Raw genomic sequence first — 19,259 nt, forward strand, 5'->3', positions numbered from 1 at the left:
CGTCATGGATTTGCTGATTGATATTCTGCTCGACGCCGGCAAGGACACGCTCGCGCTGGTGCCGTTCTTATTGGTGACATATCTGGCCCTCGAGACGCTCGAGCATGTGGCAGGCGAGCACGTCAACGGCGCCATCAAGCGTGCCGGCGCCGCTGGCCCCGTCGTTGGCTCGTTGCTGGGCATGGTGCCGCAGTGCGGCTTTTCGGCCATGGCGGCAACGCTGTACGCCGGTCGTGTCGTGACGCTGGGAACCCTGGTGGCGGTGTTTCTTTCGACCTCCGACGAGATGCTGCCGCTGCTACTTGCCGAGCAGGTTCCCGTGCAGACTATGGCGATGCTTTTGGCTTCGAAAGCGCTGATCGCACTGGTCACGGGCTTTATCGTAGATGCCGCCATTCGCGGTTTGCGTCGCAACGCTCGTGCGCATGCGGCGATTCGTCGTACCGTGCTGGGGACCGCGGTCAATCCGGCGCACGTTAACTGCGCGCACGATGACCACAGCGGCGGTGACATCATCGACGAGGTGGCCGAGGCGGGCGTGAGCGCCGATCACATCCATGAGCTGTGCGAGCGCGACCATTGCGGTTGTGATGACGACGAGGACGAGGACGAGCACGGGCATGGGTACGGTCACGATCACGGTCATGAGGGCGAGCATGAACACCATCATGGCCATGGTCACTCTCACTCCCATGAAGGCGCGCCCGTCCTGTCGATTATCCGCAGCGCCATCTCGCATACCGTGCAGGTATCGGTATTCATTTTCCTGGTGACGCTGATTTTGGTCGCCGTGCTCGAGACCTTTGGCGAATCTGCGATCGAGCAGTTCCTGCGTGGCAACGAGACGCTCGCCGTCCTGGGTTCGGCGCTTGTCGGCCTGATCCCCAACTGCTCGGCGAGCGTGGTCATTACGCAACTGTATTTGGAAGGCGCGCTGCAGCTGGCGCCGATGCTCGCCGGCACGCTCATTTCCGCCGGAGTGGGCTACCTGGTGCTGTTCCGCACCAACCGCAGCGCTCGCGAAAACGCCGTGTTCCTGGTCATGATGTATGTCATCGGCGCGGGCTGGGGCCTCGTCCTATCTGCCTTTGGCCTCTAAGTAGTCCTAACAAAACGGGCTTCAAAATAGCCATGCACGGCGTCTGCACAATGCGGCGACGCATGGCATTTTGAAGCCCGTTTTTTGTTGAGCCACGGATCCTGAGCGCTCACACCGTCCAAAACAAAAAGGCAGAGTTTTAGGCATGTCCCAAAAATCTGCCTTGGTTAGCGCAGCAGCTCGGTGAGGTTGCGCTTAAAGCGGGCGCGGTCTTCGCTGGTGAAGGCTGCTGGCCCGCGGGTGCGACCGCCAGCGCGGCGCACCTTCTTTTCCTCGTGACGAATAAACAGCTGCGTGTCGATGGTCGCCTTGTCGTACACGCGCCCGCGCACGCCGATGGCGGAGGCATCGCGGCCGAGCACCATGCTCGCCAGGCCAATGTCCTGCGTCACGACCACGTCGCCCGCCTGCAGACGTTCGACAATGGCAAAGTCGGCACTATCGGCGCCCACGCTCACATCGAGCGTGGTGACCCAAAAGCCGCGCCGCGCGTGCTCGGCATCACGTGGATCGTCGCGGCGAATGTGCCGCTCCAGGTTCTGCGTGCTGTTGCCGGCAATCACCACGGCGACGCCCGCCCGCCGCGCGCAGTCGATCGACTCGCGCGTGACCGGGCAGGCGTCAGCATCAATAAACAGCGTTCGCGGCATCTAGCGCACCAGCTTGCCAAAGCGGATAGCGCGAATAATCAGCGTCACCCCAAACACCAGGAGCGCGGCGCCGCTAAAGATGACGAGCATCTTTGCCGACCACAGTGGATAGATAAACACGAACATGCCGGCGATGATGGAGAGCGCGCCGCTCAGGATGGCAAGGGCGCGGTTAGACGAAAGCTCGGACTCCAGAATGGACATGACACCTTCGACGATCCAGCCAAAACCGGCCACGACCACCACGAGCGTGGTGAGCGTCGCGGTCGAGAAGGCCTGGTTGCGCAGGATTATGACGCCGCCCAGGATGATGAGCAGGTTGGAGATGATGCTCGTGACGCGCCAGCCGGCGGGCAGCAGCGGCTCAAAAATGGCGGTGAACAGCCTGACGCCAGCCGTGATCACAAAGTAGAAGCCCAGGACGGTCGTCAGGAAGACGAGGGACTTGGCGGGCGCAAACAGCAGCGCGATGCCGGCAAGCAGCGCGATGACGCCCGTGACGGCGTAGATCCAGCGCACGGCCTTGATTGCCTTGCCTGCCATGCTTTTCTCGTCAAATCCAAACAGATTCGACTGCTGGTCGTCGTTCTTAAAGATGCCCATGAGGTCTCCTTTCCGCGCGGCGTTTGCCGTCATTGTTGTTTTTGCGGCGTATGTCGCAGTTGCTACAACAAGTATCGCCTAAAGGCACCGGCGTATGGGTCGGGGAGGGCGAAGTGTAACCCAAAGGTCCCGATTTGTTCTCGTTGTTCCCCATGTCGCGTTTTTCTATTCAACAGGTGTAGAACATTGCGGCTCTGTTCGTTATTGCCTGCGTTTTAGGTTAGATTTTCCTAAGAACAATTGCCTTGTATTGGGGGTCTCTATGAACGAAGCTGTTCCCGCGGCGCCGTCGAGCGTGGAGTTGATGGCAAAGCAAGGTTGCGAAAAGCTCGGTCTGGAATCGTTTGACGCGCTGGTCCGTCGTGCCCGCACATGCCGTCGATTTGACGAGTCCATGCGCGTACCGCGCGAGTTTTTGCTTGAGCTGGCAGAGCTGGCGCACCTGGCTCCCTGCGGCGCTAATGCTCAGCGTCTGCGTTTTCATGTGGTGAGCGACGCCGAGGACTGCGCTCGTGTGTTTGACGAGCTCGCATGGGCCGGCGCGCTCAAGGACTGGCCGGGCCCTGCCGAGGGCGAGCGCCCGACCGGCTACATCGCGATTCTTGCCGAGCGCGCCGTTCCCGGCAAGCCCGCCGCGCCTATCACCGAGGTCGACACGGGCATCGCGGCTCAGACGATGATGCTCGCCGCGCGCAGCGCAACGCCCGAGGTGGCGGCTTGCATGTTCAAGGCCTTTACGCCCCGCGCAATCGATGCCATGGGGCTCGATAACGACAGATACGAGCTCAAGCTGATCATGGCGTTTGGCGTTCCGGCCGAAACGCAGATCATCGATGCGATCGATTCCAACCCGGATGGTTCTATCAATTACTGGCGCGATGGGGCGCAGGTGCATCACGTGCCCAAGCGTCCGCTTGCCGACGTGCTGCTGTAGTTGTGCGTCGTTGCGGCGCAATCCGGCGGCAAAATCACCACAAAGACTCCTGTCCCCTTTGTGGTGGTACGAGGGGAGGGCATGTGGCCGATCTGTATTTGGTGCGGCATGGGCAGACTGAGCTCAATGTGCAGAGCATTTTGCAGGGCTGGCACGATTCGCCGCTTACGGCGCGCGGGCGTCAGCAGGCGCTGGCGACGCGCGCGGCGTTTGAGGCGTGCGGCGTGGCCTTTGACCATGTGTATTCCTCCCCGTTGGGCCGGGCGCGGCGTACGGCTGAGCTAATTGCTGGTGAGGGCCGCTCGATAGAGCTGGTCGATGACCTGCGCGAGTGGCATTTGGGCTCGCTGGAGGGTACATCAAATCGCGAGATGCCGCCGCAGCCCTGGGGCGATTATCCGGTGGCCTTTGGCGGCGAGTCGGAAGTGCAGCTTCAGTCGCGCATGGTCGCGGCGCTGTCCCGCATCATGGCCAGGCCGCAGCACGACTGCGTGCTGGCGGTTTCCCACGGCTCAGCCTGCCAGGAGTTTCTTGAGTATGTGACTGGCGAGGGAGAACTACCCGACAACGGTGCCGTGCTTCATTTTGGCTATTGCGACGGGGCGTTTTCGCTCTTGGGTTGGTAACGAACGAAAGGACCCCTATGAATAAAGATCTGTATCTGGTCCGTCATGGGCAGACAATATTCAACCTTAAGCGTATTATTCAGGGCTGGAGTGACTCGCCGCTTACGCAGTTGGGATGCGACCAGGCGGCGCGTGCCGGCATGTTTTTGCGTGCGCGCGGCATTGAGCCCGATCATGCCTACACCTCCACACTTCATCGCACCGAGCAGACTATCGCCAACCTGTGGCCGGGCTTGGCGTACGAGCGTCTGGACGGACTGCGCGAGTGGTTCTTTGGCGACTTTGAGGCCGAGCGCGTGATGCTTATGCCCGAGCGCCCGTGGCGCGATTTCTATCGTCAGTTTGGCGGCGAGGGCCAGATGCAGGTGCGCGAGCGCATGGTGGCGACGCTGACCGAGCTTATGCAGCGTCCGGACCATGCGTGCGTGCTCGCGGTAAGTCATGGCTCGGCTATCAAGGAGTTTATGGATCACGTGAAGGGCGCGGCGGCAGACGAGCGCGACCGTGTGCCGGGCAACTGCTCGGTGCTGCACTTTGCGTTTGACGACGAATCCGACACGTTTGAGCTGATTGAGATTTTTACGCAGGAGGATTACGCACGCGAGCTGGGCCTTGAACCGCTTGTGGCTACTGCAGGTCCGCAGCGCGGATAACGCGAGCGTGGCGGCTCGGGTCGCCGGCATAACTTCTCGACGCAAAAGGGGCGGAGATACATGTACCTGCTGCATCTCCGCCCCCTGTTTGTTGAGCTGCCGATTTTTGTGCTGCGTGGTCTGGTCTTGCTAGAACCGCGCGACTTGGTGCGTGAGCAGACCCGTCGGAACCTGCGGCGCGGCGCCGGCGATCTGCGCGGCGGGGAACAGTGCGGCTACAGCAAAGTTGAACGGCTCTTTGCCCGTGTAGGTGCCGGCAGCATGGGCATCGTCGGCCAGGAGCTGTGATGCCTCGACTAGTGCGGCAGCGTAGGCAGGGTCGTCGGCCAGTGCCGGCTCCGGCGCCTGGTCGAGCATGGCACGGATGGCGCCGACGGCGTCCTCGCGCTTGACCTCCCACACGCGGTGCGTAATGCCCGCGGGGTCGGTGACGGCGTAGAGCGAGGCGCCCTCTTTGGCAGCGCCCAGGATGATGTCCATGACGGGCGACGCCTCGTAGGCGAGCGACACGGGGCGCGGCTGAACTTTGAGTTCGGCGATCGCGTGCGCAGCGGCGGCCACGTCGGCGCTGGCATCGCCCTTGCCGCCCGCAAGTACACTCGTCGGGCAGATCGCCACGACGCCCGTCGCACGTCCCGGCTCGCCCGAGCATTCGTACACGTAATACGCCGCACCCGGGTCCTTGAGCATCAGACCATCGGCAATGGCTCCGCGCAGAGCATCGTTGCCGCTCAGGATGCTGCCCATTGCAGGTAGTGCCTCGAGCACGCGGTCCTGAGCCGGGCGGATGCAGGGAAACGGAAGTGCTTTCATGGGGAGGTCCTAACGCACGAGTCGGTTTGTTCGCGGCTTATTATGCCCCAACTTGGCCGCTCGCGTCCCAGAGCACGTTATCGGCGAGCGCGATTAGCACCTGCTGACAACGAACGATGTCGGCGTGGGGCACATATTCGTTGGGCTTGTGGGCGAGCGCGAGCGAGCCTGGGCCATAGCTCATGCAGTTACGGTTACCCGTCTTGCCGGCAATGACGGCAGTGTCGGTGTAGCCGGTAAAGAAGCCGACGGTCGTGTCCGTGCCCGTTACATCGTCTGCTGCGCACTTGAGTGCAGCTAGAAGGGGAGAGACCGGATCGCGCTCGATGGCGGGGCGGTCGCCCGTCACGGTGTAGCTGCCATGGCAACCGGGAACGGTGGCTTCGGCGACGGCGATGGCATGCTCGACCATATTGATTGCGGCGGCCGTATCGGTCGGCGGGGTCAGGCGCATGTCGACCCAGACTTTGGCGCGGTCGGGCACGACATAGGGGCGATATCCGCCCTCGATTTGGCCAAACGTGATGGTCGAAGGCCCCAGCTCATCGTGCGCGGGCAGCGCCATAAACGCGCGACGGAGCGAACACACGACCTCGGCTATGGCGGCGACGGCGTCGGCGCCCTTCCAAGGCTGGCTTGCATGAGCCGTGACGCCGGCCATCTCGATCTCGAACCACGTACGCCCCTTGTGCGCTACCTGGATCTGTCCGTCGGTGGGTTCGGTGTCCAGCACCCATTCGCGCGAGCCGACCCAGCCAGCATCGATCGCGGCCTCTGAGCCGCGCATGAAGTCTTCCTCGTCGACCGAGCAGATGAGCGAAAAGCCGCGGTGGGGCAGCTCGCCTTCTGCCGCCACGCGCTCGAGCGTATGGACCAGTGCGGCAATGGCGCAGGCCAGGCCACCCTTCATATCGCAGGCACCACGGCCGTAGAGTTTATCGTTGCGCACGATCGCTCCGAGCGGCGGAATGTCCGCGTCCCAGCCATCGCCCAAGGTGACGGTATCCAAATGGCAGATGTAGACGAGCCGTGGCTCGTCGCTTTGGCCCGGCACGGTGACCATTAGATTGCGGCGTCCGGGGAGTACTTCGTGCTCTGCAATCTGCACGGCATCGAGTACCGGATAGCTCAGCTGCGCCAACCGTTCCTCAACCAACGCTTTGATATAGCGCTCAATCTCGTCCTCATACGCACCCGGGTCTGAACTGTCGATCCGCACGAGCCCTTGCGTAAGCCGCCAAGCAAAATCTGTATCAACCATAGGCACCTCACAGATAGTTAGGTCAACATACAGATTGTATGCCAAGAAGCGGCTCAGTGCATTTAATGGAGCGCTCACAAAAATGGGGGCGCCTCTCGTGCGAAAGGCGCCCCCGCGGGCATTCAATGTCAGCGACGGGCAGGCCACATGGGGAACTGCCCGTCAGGTCAGTCGGCGCTACTTGATCACGCGCACGCGATACATCGACGGAATCTGCTTGAGCGCCTCGATGGTGCTGCTGTCTAGGTGTTCGTCGGTGTCGAACATGGTGTAGGCGTTCTCGCCGGCGGACTCGTTGGTCATACGCTGCACGTTGGCGTTGTCCTTGGCCAGGATGGCCGTGATCTGGCCGATCATGTTGGGCACGTTGGCATGCAGGCAGGCAATGCGGCTTGCAGCGCGCGCCTTGCCCATGCTGCAGGCGGGGTAGTTGACGCTGTGTGCGATGTTGCCGTTCTCCAGGTAATCCTTGAGCTCGCTGATGGCCATGTCGGCGCAGTTGGCCTCGGCCTCGCCGGTGCCGGCGCCCGAGTGCGTGGTGATAAACGTATTGGGCATCTTGACCGTCTTGGGCGTGGCGAAGTCGCAGCTAAACCAGCTGAGCTTGCCCTCGCGCAGGGCGGCGTCGACGGCGTCCTCGTCAATGATGGTTTCGCGCGCGTAGTTGATGAGCACGGCGTCCGGTGCCAGCAGGTTAATCTGTTCGGTGCTGATCATGCCGATGGTGTCGGCCTTGCTGGGCACGTGCACGGTGAGGTAGTCGCAGCCGCGGCAGAGATCCTCGAGCGTGCCCACGCGCTGCACCTCGCGGCTCAGCACCCACGCGTGCTCGACGGAAATGAACGGGTCGTAGCCGTAAACGTCCATGCCCAGATCGACGCAGGCGTTGGCGACCTTGGAGCCCACGTTGCCCAGGCCGATGACACCGATGCGCTTGCCCTTGAGCTCGCGGCCCACAAAGGCCTTCTTGGCCTTTTCGGCATCGACCTGAATCTCGGGGTCGTCGGCGTTGTCACGCACCCAGTTCATTGATTGCACCACGCCGCGGCTCGAGAGCACCAGCATGCCTAGGACGAGCTCCTTAACGGCGTTGCTGTTGGCGCCGGGGGAGTTAAAGACGACGACGCCCTTCTTGGCGTACTCCTCGACGGGGATGTTGTTGACGCCGGCGCCGCAGCGGGCGATGGCGCGGATGCCCTCGGGCAGCTCGTAGCCGTGCAGGTCGGTCGAGCGCATCAGAATGGCGTCGGCCTCTTCGGCGGTGCTCACAAACTCGTAGCCCTCACCAAACTCGACCTTGCCGTCCTTGGTAATGTCATCGATGGTTTTAATCTTGCGCATGGAAAACTCCTTAGCAGGTTTTGATCTATACAGGGTGGTCTGAGATGGCTGATCGGCCCGCGCGTTGCGGGCTAGTTAGATCGCGGGCTCAAACTAAGCTGCGCTTCGAAGTCCTTCATGTACGAGGCCAGTGCCTGCACATCTTCCATGGTTACGGCGTTGTAGACGCTAGCGCGCATGCCGCCCACCAGGCGATGGCCCTTGACGTTTTGAATCTGGTGCTCTGCCGCGCCTGCGACAAAGGCCGCGTCGAGTTCGGCGTCGCCGGTGCGGAAGGTGACGTTGGCGATGGAGCGGCTGTCGGCCTGTGTGGTGCCATGGAACAGCACGCTGTGCTCGAGCAGGTCGTAGAGCAGGTTGGCCTTGGCCCAGTTGCGCTCGGCCATGGCGGCAAGTCCGCCGGTCTGCTCAACCCAACGGAACACCTTGCCGCACACGTAGATGCCAAAGGTGTTGGGCGTGTTGAGCATGGAACCCTTGGCGGCCTGGGTCTTAAGGTCCAGGTACTGCGGCGTCTGCGCAAAGGCGGGGCCATCTGCGATGAGGTCGTCGCGCACGATGGCCACGGTCACGCCCGCGGCGCCGGCGTTTTTCTGCGCTCCGGCGTAAATGAGCCCGTAGCGCTCAACGTCGAGCGGCTGCGACAGGAAGCAGCTCGAGACATCGGCGACCAGCGGCACATCGCCACAACTGGGCAGCTCGTGGTACATGGTGCCAAAGATGGTGTTGTTCTGGCAGATGTAGACGTAGTCGAGCCCGTCGCCTGCGGCCTCGGCGGCAATGCGCGCATTGATGTCGGCCATGTCGGGGATGCGGTCGAAGTTGGTGTCCTCGGAGCTCGCGAGCAACACGGCCTCACCGTACTTGGCGGCTTCTTTGTATGCCTTGTTGGCAAAGTTGCCGGTCACGATGTAGCCGGCGCGGCCGCGGTGCATGAGGTTCATGGGGATGCCCGCAAACTGCAGCGTGGCACCGCCCTGTAAAAACAGGACACGGTAGTTGTCCGGGATGCTCAGCAGACGGCGCAGGGTTGCCTCGGCGTCGTCGATAATCTGCTGGTACATGCTAGATCGATGGCTCATCTCGAGCACGGACATGCCGCAACCGCGGTAGTCCATCATCTCGTCGGCGATCTCGGCGAGCACGCTTGTAGGCAGCGCGGCCGGGCCAGCTGAGAAGTTGTGCACACGTGCCATCTTCTAGTCTCCCTCGTAGTCGTTTGAACGTTCGGGATACTTTAGCACAGTGGAGCGCTAGGCGCGACCGCATCACAGCAAAACCCGAGTGCGCCGCTATGATTTACAGGATGGTTACATGGGGGAGGGGTGCTTTACTCCTCAGTCAAATCCAAATCTGCGAGCGAAGGCATGAGGCTTTCTAGGCGTTTGATCTCTTCGTCGCAAATTAGCTACCTCCTGCCCGCTACGACGCGAGCGTGGCGATGACGGCTTCGTCGCCGGCGTATATTAGGGTGTTGCCGTCGGGGATGATCGTTTGGCCGTCGCGCTTGAGCATCACCACGATAAAGGGGTGCTTGCCCTGCGGCACATCGCGAAGACGCTGGCCGGCCAGGCGACCGTGGGGGGTTACGGTGACCTCGCGCAGCGTAACCTCGGCACGCTCTTCGAACGTTGGGGCGGCCATCACCAGCAGATCGCCTTCCTGGATCACGGTATCGCCGTTGGGCAGCACCGGGTGCGCCCCGTCGCGCAGCACCAGGACCACGAGCATGTCCGTCGCGCTGCCAATATCGGCGAGCGAGCGCTCGGCAAACGGATGGCCAGCACCCACCTTGAGCTTTACAAATGACATGCCGTCTTCGTCGCGATAGTCGTTAAAGGTGCGGCGCACGTCGCCGGTCGCATCGATCATATCGAGCTTCTTCGCCACCGCTGGCAGCAGCGAGCCCTGCACCACAATGCTCGACACGGCAATCACAAACACCAGGTCAAATAGGTCGTGTCCGCCGGGAACGCCGGCCACCACGGCAAAGAGGCTAAACACGACCGAAGCTGCTCCGCGCAGGCCCGCCCAGCTTACGAGCGCGACCTGGCGGGGGTTCGTCTTAAAGGGCGCCAGGAGCACGCCGACGGCGATGGGACGGCTCACGTAGAGCATAAACGCCATGAGCGCCAGGCCCGGCAGCAGCATCTGCGGCAGGCGTGCGGGCGTGACGAGCAGGCCGAGCAAGAAGAAGATCGTCATCTCGGCCATCTCGGTGAGGGTGTCAAAGAAGTGCGCCATCTCGACCTTGCCGGTGATGTCGCTCGCACCCAGCACAATGCCGGCCAGGTATACGGCCAAAAAGCCGTTGCCGCCCAGATAGCTTGGTAGCGCGTAGGCGACGATCGCCACGGCGAACAAGAAGATGGTCTGCGCGCCCTCGGCCGTTGCGTGTGCGCGTTCAATCAGACGGCCCGCCGCCCAGCCGATGGCAAGGCCCAGGCCCGCGCCCAGGATAATCTGCTTGGCCAGCAGTGCGGGAATGTTGATGTCGCCGCCGGCCGCGAGTGTGGCGAGCACGGCGGTGAGCATGTAGGCGACGGGGTCGTTGGAGCCCGATTCGACCTCGAGCAGCGAGTCGGTGCCGCCCTTCAGCGACAGGCTGTGCTCGCGCAGAACGCTAAAGACGCTGGCCGCGTCGGTGGATGCCACGACTGATCCCAGCAGCAGGCCGCCGATCCAGTCGAAGCCCAGCACGAAGTGGGCGAACACGCCGGTGATGCCTGCGGTGATGACGACGCCGAGCGTGCTCAGCAGCACCGCGGGCACGGCGACGGGCTTGGCGCGGTCGATGTTGGTGTTAAAGCCGCCGTAGAACATGATGAACAGCAGCGCCGTGCTGCAGACGGTTTCGGTGAGCGCGTAGTCGCTAAAGTCGATATGCGCCGGGCCGTTGACGCCCAACAGCATGCCGAGCGCGATAAAGATGAGCAGGGTGGGGAAGGGGAGTTTTTTGCCGACGGGTTTGATGGTCAGGCACAAAATGATGACGAGGCCGATAAAGAGAAGGATCTGGTTCATAGATGGTGTCCGCTCCTGGGTGGTTGGCGTGGCACGGTCAGTTGTCTGCGGTTATTTGTACCCAAAGATGGTGGGTTTATGGGGTTGGATTGCGGGCGTGCGCGATATCGTCATAGACGGCTGCCGTCTTTGCCTCTGCTCGGAAACCCTTTCCAGCTTTATTGCAACGGAGTACAATGGGTAACGTTTAAGTTCAACTTGAAGTTTTAGTTGCGGCACCGGGCTTCGGCCGCAATGCAAGGAGAGGCGTACCATGGCGATCTATGTGACATCTGACGCTCACGGGCACGTGCGTGCGCTTGACGAGGCCCTGTCTAAGATCTCGTTGACGTCCGACGACACACTGTACGTGCTGGGCGACATGATCGATCGCGGGCCCGATCCGGTCGGTGTTATTAAGCTCGTGCGCTCGCTGCCCAACGCCCGCGTGCTCAAGGGCAATCACGAGCAGATCATGCTCGATGCCATCATTGGCCAGGATCCGCTCGATGCCGAGACCTGGGATATCAACGGTGGCTGGACGACGCGCGAGCAGCTCAACGACATGGAATTTGATGCATACGAGGAGCTCGTGCGATGGATGGCCGCGCTGCCGCTCTACGCGGTGGTCGAGACTGCCGAGCGGCCGTACCTGCTGGTGCACGCCGGCATTCAGACCGAGGCGGCGCGTGCGTTTTTGCTTGAGCATGGTGTCGATTGTGCCGATGGCGTCGGAGCGGTGGGTGCTGATCGCGAGCTGCTGCAGCAGATGCTCGCAGTGCAGTCGTCCGATGACCTGCTGTGGATTCGTCACGGCTATTGGGATGTGCCGACCGGGCTGCTTTCTGCCGAGGGCAAGGGTCCGGTCGTGGTGAGCGGTCACACGCCAACGGTGTCGCTCGGGCGTTATTGCGAGGTCGTTGGTCTTGCGGGGCTCGATGAGGAGTCGGGCCGCGGGCAGATCGTGCGCCTGGGCGGCGAGGATGCCGCCGGTGTGCCCGATCGCATCGACATCGACTGCGCTGCCGCCACCGGCTCCGAGTTCGGTCGCGTGGGCATCCTGCGCCTGGACGACGGGGCGGAGTTCTACGCGAACATCAACCCGGGCGAATAATCGGTGCAAGGGGTAGCTAATTTGGGACGGGGCTTTTTTGACTACTTTTGCCCTTCTGCCCGCTAATTGATTTCTCTGGGACGGGGATTAAATAATCATTTGGCTGCCCGCTGGCTAAGTGAGTAGACTTTTTTGGAAATGCCGAGCACCCAACATATTTGCCTCAATAAAACCGCAGGTCACAGACTTGTGCTCTGTTGGTGTGGTCGGAGATTCGGTAAAAGTCTACTCACTTAGTTTTGCGTGATGAATATTGTCCGCAACGAGACCCCAGACGGGGTGATTCCATCGCAAATTCCGGTGACCGGGCAGCTAATTAGGCGCCGTATGGGTTGCGGTCGCGTTCTATGCGCTGGCGGATGTGGGCGTACTCGATTATCGGTAGCACCAGGAGTAGGGCCATGATGGCTAGGTAGCTCACCACAGCGCCCATCAGACCCAGCAGCTTAATCAAGATCACCGGCAGCACCACGCTTACGGCGAAGCAGATCAGGTAGATCTTGGTGACGTCTCCAGCGTGGCGTAGCACCGTGATGATGGCGTAGATAAAGTCGATGGCCGCGGTGACGCCGCCGGCGACGACCATCAGCAACGCCAGCGTACGGTAGCGCTCAAAGCTGAGGCCGTACATAAAGCTCATGAGGGGAATACCGGGACCTGCCATAAATGCGGCGCACACGCCGGTGATGGCCACGATCAGCGCCATAACGGCAACAATAATCAGGTCAAAGCGACGACGCTTGCGAGGATTAGCCCAAATGCTCGACAAGCGCAGGAGCTGCGGTTTATAGATAAATCCAATGCTCAACAGAATAGCCTGCGCCGGAAAGAACAGGGCATTAAAGTACAGCTGATATTTGTATGCCAGCTTGCCTTCCATCACAAACTTGGGCATGCTCTCAATTAGGTTGAACAGGAATAGCGCGCCAAAGAGTGGGGCGCACTGGACAAACAGGTGGCCGACCTCGCGCAGGCTTACGCGGCGCGATTTTTCGGTCTCGAGCAGGGCGAGCGGCGCGGTGACCAGCACGAGCGAGGCGATCGCGGCGATGCCCATGGCCATGGCCGCGATGGGCATGCTACGCGTGAGGAACAGCGCCACGCTGAAGACCGCGATGACGCCGACGGAGCGTAGCGTTTGACTCATGCCAGCCAAGTAGAGCTTGTCGGCCTGCTGCAGGCGGCCTTCGTACACGTCGGCGACGCCGTCGATCACCTTGTAGAGGTAGACGCCCAGGCCGATCGTCGCCATATGCGCGTCATAGCCGCGGGCGCTGCTGTACATGAGGCCGCAGCCTAGGGCGAGCGCTCCGCAAAGCCAGCGGTTGAGCTGGTAGGAGGCAAAGGACGTCTTTTCGTCGATGTCTGAGACCTGGAAATTGCGCACGCCGTAGTTGCACGCGATCATGATGAGCGTGCCGGTGACGAAGGCGATGGAGAATTTGCCTGCTTCTTCGGCGCCCACGAGCTGTGTGGACACGATGGTGAGCAGAGGAAACGCCATGCCCCACACGGCGGTGCCCAGGGTATTCCAGAGATAGTCGCGGCGGGTGGCGTGCTCCTCGTATTCCGCTTCCTGCATGGAGAAGCCGCCGCCGTAGATGGCGCCGAGCAGGCGGTTCCACCAAGCGTTGACCATGCGGCGGACGGGGCCGGGCTCCTGATCGCGTTCGCGCCGGCGACGTGTGGCTTGGCTGCTATCGGGTCCGCCGGCGTTGCGCTGACTCAGCTCCTGGATGCGTGCGAGCTCTTCGGCCGTGTGGGAGGCAGGGAAGAGGCCGTTCTCGATGCGGCCGCCCTGGGCCTTCGCGGCGCCGTCTTTCAATGCAGCGGGGTTGGAGATGCCGTTGCGGCGGGCGATGGCGCGGCGAATGCTATCGAGGGGCGTGATGCTCAAAGCGGGGTCCTTTCTATTGCTGCGCTCTAGTATAGTCGCGGTGGTATCCATTCGTGTTTTTGAACAGGTTGTTCAATAATTTCGGCGGCGCCATTCAGTAGTCGGCACTTAGGGACGTTCCTTATGTGCCGGCACTTTGGGAACGTCCCTAAGTGCCGGCATCCGGGGACGCTCCTTGAATGTTGCCTGTTCAAGAGTGTCCCCAATGACTAGTCGTTTAAGAACGTTCCCAATGACTGGGCCGCTTGCCTGCGATTTTTGACCGTTGGGCGGGCTTGCCGCCCTTGCCGCAAAAACGTTTTTGCATATCGGGTACAACGGGCTTTACGTGAGTAAAGTGCGCGCCGCGTCCACGTGCCGCGTTTTTAAAGGAGGCCCCATGCCTGGTGTTACCCCTGCAGAAGTTCTGTCCAATTTTGGCATTACGCTGGTCGAAGACCCCGCTGAGAACCAGCCCCGCCTGCTGGTTGACCTGCCGGCAGCCGAGCTCGTCGAGCATGCCATCCGCCGCAACGAAGGCCGCATGGCATCCAACGGCGCGCTGGTGATCGAGACGGGGGAGCGTACCGGACGTTCGCCCAACGACCGCTTTATCGTTGACACCCCCGATGTCCACGACAAGATTGCCTGGGGCGCCGTCAACCGCCCGCTGTCCGTCGAAAGCTACGAGGTCATCAAAGCCGGCATCGTCGACTATCTCAACGAGCGCGATGTGTTCGTCACCCGCGGCATGGCCGGCGCCGACCGCAACCATACGCGCCGCCTGCTCGTCGCCTGCGAGCGTGCCAGCCAGGCGCTCTTCATTAAGCAGATGCTCGCCCGCCCGCTCGCCCGCGAAATCGCGCGCACCGGCGAGCCGGACTTCTGCGTGCTCGCCGCGCCGGGCTACCAATGCGACCCTGCCATCAAGGGCCTCAACTCCAGCGCCGCCGTGGTCATCAACTTCCAGGAGCGCGTGATTTTGGTCGCGGGTACCGGCTACTCCGGCGAGATCAAAAAGTCCATCTTCAGCGTTATGAATTACCTGCTGCCCGTCGAGGACGACGTGCTGCCCATGCACTGCTCGGCCAGCATGGATCCCGTCACGCACGAGACCGCCGTGTTCTTTGGCCTGTCCGGCACCGGCAAGACCACGCTTTCGGCCAATCCCACGCGCCTGCTGATCGGCGACGACGAGCACGGTTGGTCCGACATGGGTATCTTCAACATTGAGGGTGGCTGCTACGCAAAATGCGAGGGCCTGGACGCCTTCCACGAGCCCGAGATCTTCAACGCCGTCCGTTTTGGCGCCATTTGCGAAAACGTGGTGCTCGACGAGAACCGCAAGCCCAACTACGACGACATCTCGATCACGCACAACACGCGCGTGGCCTATCCCGTGGAGCACATTCCTAACGCGTGGACTAAGGGCATGGGCACCACTCCGAGTGTCGTGCTGTTCCTGACTTGCGACGCTTTTGGCGTGCTGCCGCCCATCTCACGCCTGACGGCCGATGCCGCTATGTACCACTTTGTGACGGGCTTTACGGCTAAGATTCCCGGCACCGAGGTCGGCGTCACCGAGCCCACGCCCACGTTCTCTTCGCTGTTCGGCGAGCCGTTTATGCCGCTCGACCCCATGGTTTACGCCAAGATGCTTGGCGAGCGCATTGCCGACGGCCGCACGCGCGTGTACCTGGTCAACACCGGCTGGATTGGCGGCGGCTACGGCGTGGGTCATCGCATCGAGCTGGCCTACACGCGCTCGCTGGTCGCGCGCGCCCTCGACGGCACCATCGAGGACAGCGAGTTCGTGCACGACGACATCTTTAACGTTGACATTCCCACGACGTGCCACGGCGTGCCCGATGGCATCCTGGTGCCGCGCCAATACTGGCAGAGCACCGCGCGCTACGACGAGGCCGCGCACAACCTGGCGGTGATGTTCGAGGAGAACTTCGAGAAGAAGTACTCGCACCTGCCCGAGTCCGTCAAAGCCGCCGGCCCGCACGCCCAGGTGTCCGCCGAGGCCCGTCATCGCGGCCACGGCTTGCTGGGACTCCGCCACTAGCGTCGCCTCAGACCCAAAACCACCATAAAGGGGCCAGTGCATCTTTGTGGTGGTTTTGCTCGCGTGGATGACTCGGGTTACAATACGCCTGACATATCGTCCCCTTCTCCGGATGGGGACAGCGCAAGCGTTCTTGTGACGGCACCGTAGGACTTTGAAGGTGGCCGTTGTAAGGGCGCTTTTTGTTTAGGCGCCCTCGCTCGGGCGCGCACAATGAAGGGAGAGCGTATGAAGAGCTTTATTACCGAGGATTCATTCTGGGAGCTGTTTCCGCAGGCAGCGGTCGGTGTTGTGATCGTGGAGGGCATGAAGCCCACGGCTCAGATTCCTCAAGAGGACGTGGATGCGATTGCGGCGTTGCTCGACCGCGCCAATATCGATGCGGAGCGTCATCTGACCAGCGACACTATCAGCGAGAACGCACCGGTCAAGGCATGGCGCGAGGCCTATCGTCTGTTCAAGACCAAGAAAGGCGCGCGCTGCTCGATCGAGAACCTGCTTAAGCGCGTGCTCAAGGGCAAGCCGGTCGGTCATATCACGCCGGCGGTGGATATTTACAACACGGTGTCGCTGACCTACGCGCTGCCCGTGGGAGGCGAGGATCTGCATGCGATCGAGGGAGACCTTCGCCTGAAGGTGACCGACGGTGGCGACGCGTTCTTGCCGCTTGGCGAGGAGGCGGACGATCCGACGCTGCCCTGCGAGCTGGCCTATATCGATGATGCGGGCGCCGTGTGCCGCTGCTGGAACTGGCGCGACGGCGTTCGAACGGCTCTGTCCGATGATTCGGCCGATGCGTTCCTGGCGATTGAGTGCGTGGAGCCCGAGCGAATGAAGGACTGCCAGGCCGCGATCGATCGCCTCGCTGAGTTGCTCGAGCGTTATCTGGGAGCGACGGTTGTCGTTAAGACGCTTGTGACTCGCGACAATCCCTGCGTGGAGCTGTAGCGAAGTCTGCGGATCAAACTCGACGGTCAAAACCACCACAATGGTGCCTGTCCCCTTTGTGGTGGTTTTTATGTTGATGGGTTAACAAATAGGGTGCGCAGGGCTGGCGGCCGATAAGTACGGTTAAGATGTTTACCCGTTAGCATTATGCAAGCGAAAGGCGGTCGTCTCCCATGCAGCAGAACGACGAGACACGTTTCGAGGACTTTGTCGGACTGATCAGCGGGCTCTACAAGGAGATCCAGCGCATTAAGACATCCGAGGGCGCAAGGCTGGGCCTCAAGGGCTCCGACGTTATGTGCCTGTACTATCTTGAGCGCAGCAAGGACGGCCTGACTGGCGCTGACCTGGCTCGCATGGCAGGCGTGACCCGCGCCGCCGTCTCGCGTACGCTCGCTCATCTGGAGGAGGGCGGCTACGTCGAGGTCGACGATTCGGGCGATGCCGCCGTTAAGTATCGTGCTCCGGTGCGCCTGACCGCTCTGGGCGGCGAGAGCATGAGCGAAGCGGACCGCATCATTCGCGAGGTGCTCGATACCACCGGTAAGGCTATGGGTGTGGAGCAGCGCGAGCAGATGTATGCGTCGCTGCGCACGATTCTCAACACCCTGCGCGAGCTGTAGGGCCGCCAAGGCTTTTGCTTCCAATTAACAACTGCATAGTCCTGTTTGAGCGCGTATACCGTGCCGGGGCCTTGCTGTCAAAATTCCCTGCGCGGGACCTGCGCAAGAAAGGATTCGCTATGTCCGTCCGCATTATTACCGATTCCGCAAGCGATATGTCGCCGGTCGAGCACCCAGCGCTGGCCGTTTTGCCGCTGTCCGTCACCTTTGGCACCGATGTGTACATGGATGGCATCGACATCGATCACCAGCGCTTTTACGAGATGCTCGTGGAGCGCGATGAGCTGCCCAAGACCGGCCAGGTCAACCCGTACGCGTTTTCGCAGGCGATTGCCAAGGTTCGTGAAGCCGGCGATGAGGCTGTGATTATTACCGTGGGCGCTAAGCTATCAGGCACCAATCAGAGTGCCCGTACCGCACTTGCCGAGGCGCCAGGCGGCGACGTTTACGTGGTGGATAGCAATAACGTCACTCTGGGCGAGCGTGTCATGGTCGAGTATGCCCTGCGCCTGGTGGATGAGGGTCGTAGTGCAGCTCAGATCGCGGCGGCCGTCGAGGCCGTGCGCGACCGTGTGGTGGTTATCGGCCTGCTCGAGACGTTGGAGTACCTGGTGCGCGGCGGTCGTCTGTCTGCTGCGGCCGGCGCCGTGGGCACGCTGCTCAACGTAAAGCCCGTGGTGGCTGTCGAGGACGGTCTGATCGTGCAGCTGGGTAAGGCGCGCGGTTCCAAGAACGGCCGCAATCTGCTCAATCAGAAGGTCGAAAAAGCGGGCGGCATCGACTTTTCCATGCCGCTGGCGCTCGGCTATACGGGCCTTTCGGATGCGGTGCTCAAGAAGTATATCGAGGACAGCGCGGCACTTTGGGCTGGCCACACCGAAGGCGAGTTGCCCGTTCACACCATCGGCGCCACCATCGGCACCCACGTAGGCCCCGGCGCCGTCGCCGTAGCCTTCTTCCAGCCCGCCAACTAACCGATCTGCCATAAACCACCACAAAGGGGACAGGCACCTTTGTGGTGGTTTATGCTTTTCCGGGTGGAAGGGAGCGAGCAATGGCGTCTGAGGGCTTTTTTGAACGGGTGTACGAGGTGGTCGAGCAGATCCCCGAGGGGATGGTCGCCACGTATGGTCAGGTGGCGCTGCTTGCCGGTCGTCCACGAAGTGCGCGGTACGTGGGGTATGCCCTGCATAGTAATCCGCGTCCCGGCGAGATTCCCTGTCACCGCGTGGTGTTTGCCGACGGGCACATATGCGAGGGCTTCGCTTTTGGCGGTCCCGATGCTCAACGTGAGCTTTTGCTAGGGGAGGGTGTGGCGTTTAAGGACGACATGCACGTCGACTTGCCCGCCTGTCGCTGGCCAGCAGGGCTCTAGCGCTCTGCCGTGGCCAAAACCACCACAAAGGTGCCTGCCCCCTTTGTGGTGGTTTAGTTTACTTGGGCTAACTTATGGAGAAGCTATGGCGGCGGATATTGATGCTGCAAAGTAAACCACGGTGAACTATATTGGTTTCAGCAACGGAGCAGGCAATAGGCGATGAAAAAGCCTGCCCTGTTGAGTTTGATTCGCATTCCTCCCCTCTGTGCGATTCAACGGTGTACTTCGGGAACAGGCCCGCTGGCAACTAACTGCCAGCGGGCCTG

The 19,259-nt window shown here is 61.6% G+C and carries 18 protein-coding genes; 10 read left to right on the top strand and 8 right to left on the bottom strand.

Annotated features, from left to right (window positions below):
* Positions 1-4: 4 nt before the first annotated feature.
* Positions 5-1,099, top strand: coding sequence for a putative manganese transporter (locus DWZ01_RS08385; protein ID WP_117770191.1), 1,095 nt, complete (start codon positions 5-7; stop codon positions 1,097-1,099).
* A gap of 167 nt (positions 1,100-1,266) precedes the next feature.
* Here DWZ01_RS08385 and DWZ01_RS08390 read toward each other — a convergent pair whose 3' ends face one another.
* Both DWZ01_RS08390 and DWZ01_RS08395 read right to left on the bottom strand, forming a co-directional pair.
* On the bottom strand, positions 1,267-1,749 hold the full coding sequence (locus DWZ01_RS08390; RefSeq protein WP_117770192.1) for a DUF188 domain-containing protein: 483 nt from the start codon (positions 1,747-1,749) through the stop codon (positions 1,267-1,269).
* Positions 1,750-2,352, bottom strand: a complete 603-nt coding sequence (locus DWZ01_RS08395) for an HdeD family acid-resistance protein (RefSeq protein WP_117770193.1) — start codon at positions 2,350-2,352, stop codon at positions 1,750-1,752.
* A 262-nt stretch (positions 2,353-2,614) separates the two neighbouring features.
* On the opposite strand from DWZ01_RS08395, the gene DWZ01_RS08400 reads away from it, so the two are divergent.
* From DWZ01_RS08400 to DWZ01_RS08410, 3 genes are all read left to right on the top strand, one after another.
* Positions 2,615-3,286, top strand: coding sequence for a nitroreductase family protein (locus DWZ01_RS08400; RefSeq protein ID WP_158556918.1), 672 nt, complete (start codon positions 2,615-2,617; stop codon positions 3,284-3,286).
* 83 nt (positions 3,287-3,369) lie between these two features.
* Complete coding sequence (locus DWZ01_RS08405; RefSeq protein ID WP_117770195.1) at positions 3,370-3,912, top strand: histidine phosphatase family protein; 543 nt, start codon at positions 3,370-3,372, stop codon at positions 3,910-3,912.
* A 17-nt stretch (positions 3,913-3,929) separates the two neighbouring features.
* Positions 3,930-4,565, top strand: coding sequence for a histidine phosphatase family protein (locus tag DWZ01_RS08410; protein WP_117770196.1), 636 nt, complete (start codon positions 3,930-3,932; stop codon positions 4,563-4,565).
* 129 nt (positions 4,566-4,694) lie between these two features.
* Here the strand turns inward: DWZ01_RS08410 and DWZ01_RS08415 are convergent, their stop codons facing one another.
* From DWZ01_RS08415 to DWZ01_RS08435, 5 genes are all read right to left on the bottom strand, one after another.
* Positions 4,695-5,378, bottom strand: a complete 684-nt coding sequence (locus DWZ01_RS08415; RefSeq protein WP_117848657.1) for a DUF1015 family protein — start codon at positions 5,376-5,378, stop codon at positions 4,695-4,697.
* A gap of 40 nt (positions 5,379-5,418) precedes the next feature.
* Entirely contained in the window at positions 5,419-6,639 is a 1,221-nt protein-coding gene (locus tag DWZ01_RS08420) for a M20 family metallopeptidase (RefSeq protein ID WP_117848659.1), read from the bottom strand.
* Between the two features lie 177 nt (positions 6,640-6,816).
* Positions 6,817-7,980 (bottom strand): phosphoglycerate dehydrogenase, encoded by a 1,164-nt coding sequence (locus DWZ01_RS08425; protein WP_006235446.1) that lies wholly within the window; start codon positions 7,978-7,980, stop codon positions 6,817-6,819.
* Between the two features lie 71 nt (positions 7,981-8,051).
* Positions 8,052-9,176 (bottom strand): 3-phosphoserine/phosphohydroxythreonine transaminase, encoded by a 1,125-nt coding sequence (serC, locus tag DWZ01_RS08430; protein ID WP_117770199.1) that lies wholly within the window; start codon positions 9,174-9,176, stop codon positions 8,052-8,054.
* A 226-nt stretch (positions 9,177-9,402) separates the two neighbouring features.
* Positions 9,403-11,004 (bottom strand): potassium/proton antiporter, encoded by a 1,602-nt coding sequence (locus DWZ01_RS08435; protein WP_117770200.1) that lies wholly within the window; start codon positions 11,002-11,004, stop codon positions 9,403-9,405.
* Positions 11,005-11,257: 253 nt separating this feature from the next.
* On the opposite strand from DWZ01_RS08435, the gene DWZ01_RS08440 reads away from it, so the two are divergent.
* Complete coding sequence (locus tag DWZ01_RS08440) at positions 11,258-12,097, top strand: metallophosphoesterase family protein (protein WP_117848661.1); 840 nt, start codon at positions 11,258-11,260, stop codon at positions 12,095-12,097.
* A gap of 316 nt (positions 12,098-12,413) precedes the next feature.
* Here DWZ01_RS08440 and DWZ01_RS08445 read toward each other — a convergent pair whose 3' ends face one another.
* Positions 12,414-13,994, bottom strand: a complete 1,581-nt coding sequence (locus DWZ01_RS08445; RefSeq protein WP_369832490.1) for a lipopolysaccharide biosynthesis protein — start codon at positions 13,992-13,994, stop codon at positions 12,414-12,416.
* Between the two features lie 379 nt (positions 13,995-14,373).
* On the opposite strand from DWZ01_RS08445, the gene pckA reads away from it, so the two are divergent.
* The 5 genes from pckA to DWZ01_RS08470 all read left to right on the top strand — a co-directional run bounded on the left by pckA (position 14,374) and on the right by DWZ01_RS08470 (position 18,990).
* Positions 14,374-16,044 (top strand): phosphoenolpyruvate carboxykinase (ATP), encoded by a 1,671-nt coding sequence (gene pckA / locus DWZ01_RS08450; protein ID WP_199412423.1) that lies wholly within the window; start codon positions 14,374-14,376, stop codon positions 16,042-16,044.
* A gap of 228 nt (positions 16,045-16,272) precedes the next feature.
* A complete protein-coding gene (locus DWZ01_RS08455) occupies positions 16,273-16,992 on the top strand; it encodes a B3/4 domain-containing protein (RefSeq protein ID WP_117848663.1) in 720 nt (239 codons plus the stop codon).
* A gap of 173 nt (positions 16,993-17,165) precedes the next feature.
* Positions 17,166-17,615: a MarR family winged helix-turn-helix transcriptional regulator gene (locus DWZ01_RS08460; protein ID WP_035137250.1), complete on the top strand. Its 450-nt coding sequence runs from the start codon at positions 17,166-17,168 to the stop codon at positions 17,613-17,615.
* A gap of 119 nt (positions 17,616-17,734) precedes the next feature.
* A complete protein-coding gene (locus DWZ01_RS08465) occupies positions 17,735-18,589 on the top strand; it encodes a DegV family protein (RefSeq protein WP_117848665.1) in 855 nt (284 codons plus the stop codon).
* A gap of 80 nt (positions 18,590-18,669) precedes the next feature.
* Entirely contained in the window at positions 18,670-18,990 is a 321-nt protein-coding gene (locus tag DWZ01_RS08470) for an MGMT family protein (protein WP_117770205.1), read from the top strand.
* The last annotated feature ends 269 nt before the right edge of the window (positions 18,991-19,259 follow it).

This window comes from Collinsella sp. AF28-5AC (genome assembly GCF_003457875.1).
Lineage (GTDB): Bacteria > Actinomycetota > Coriobacteriia > Coriobacteriales > Coriobacteriaceae > Collinsella.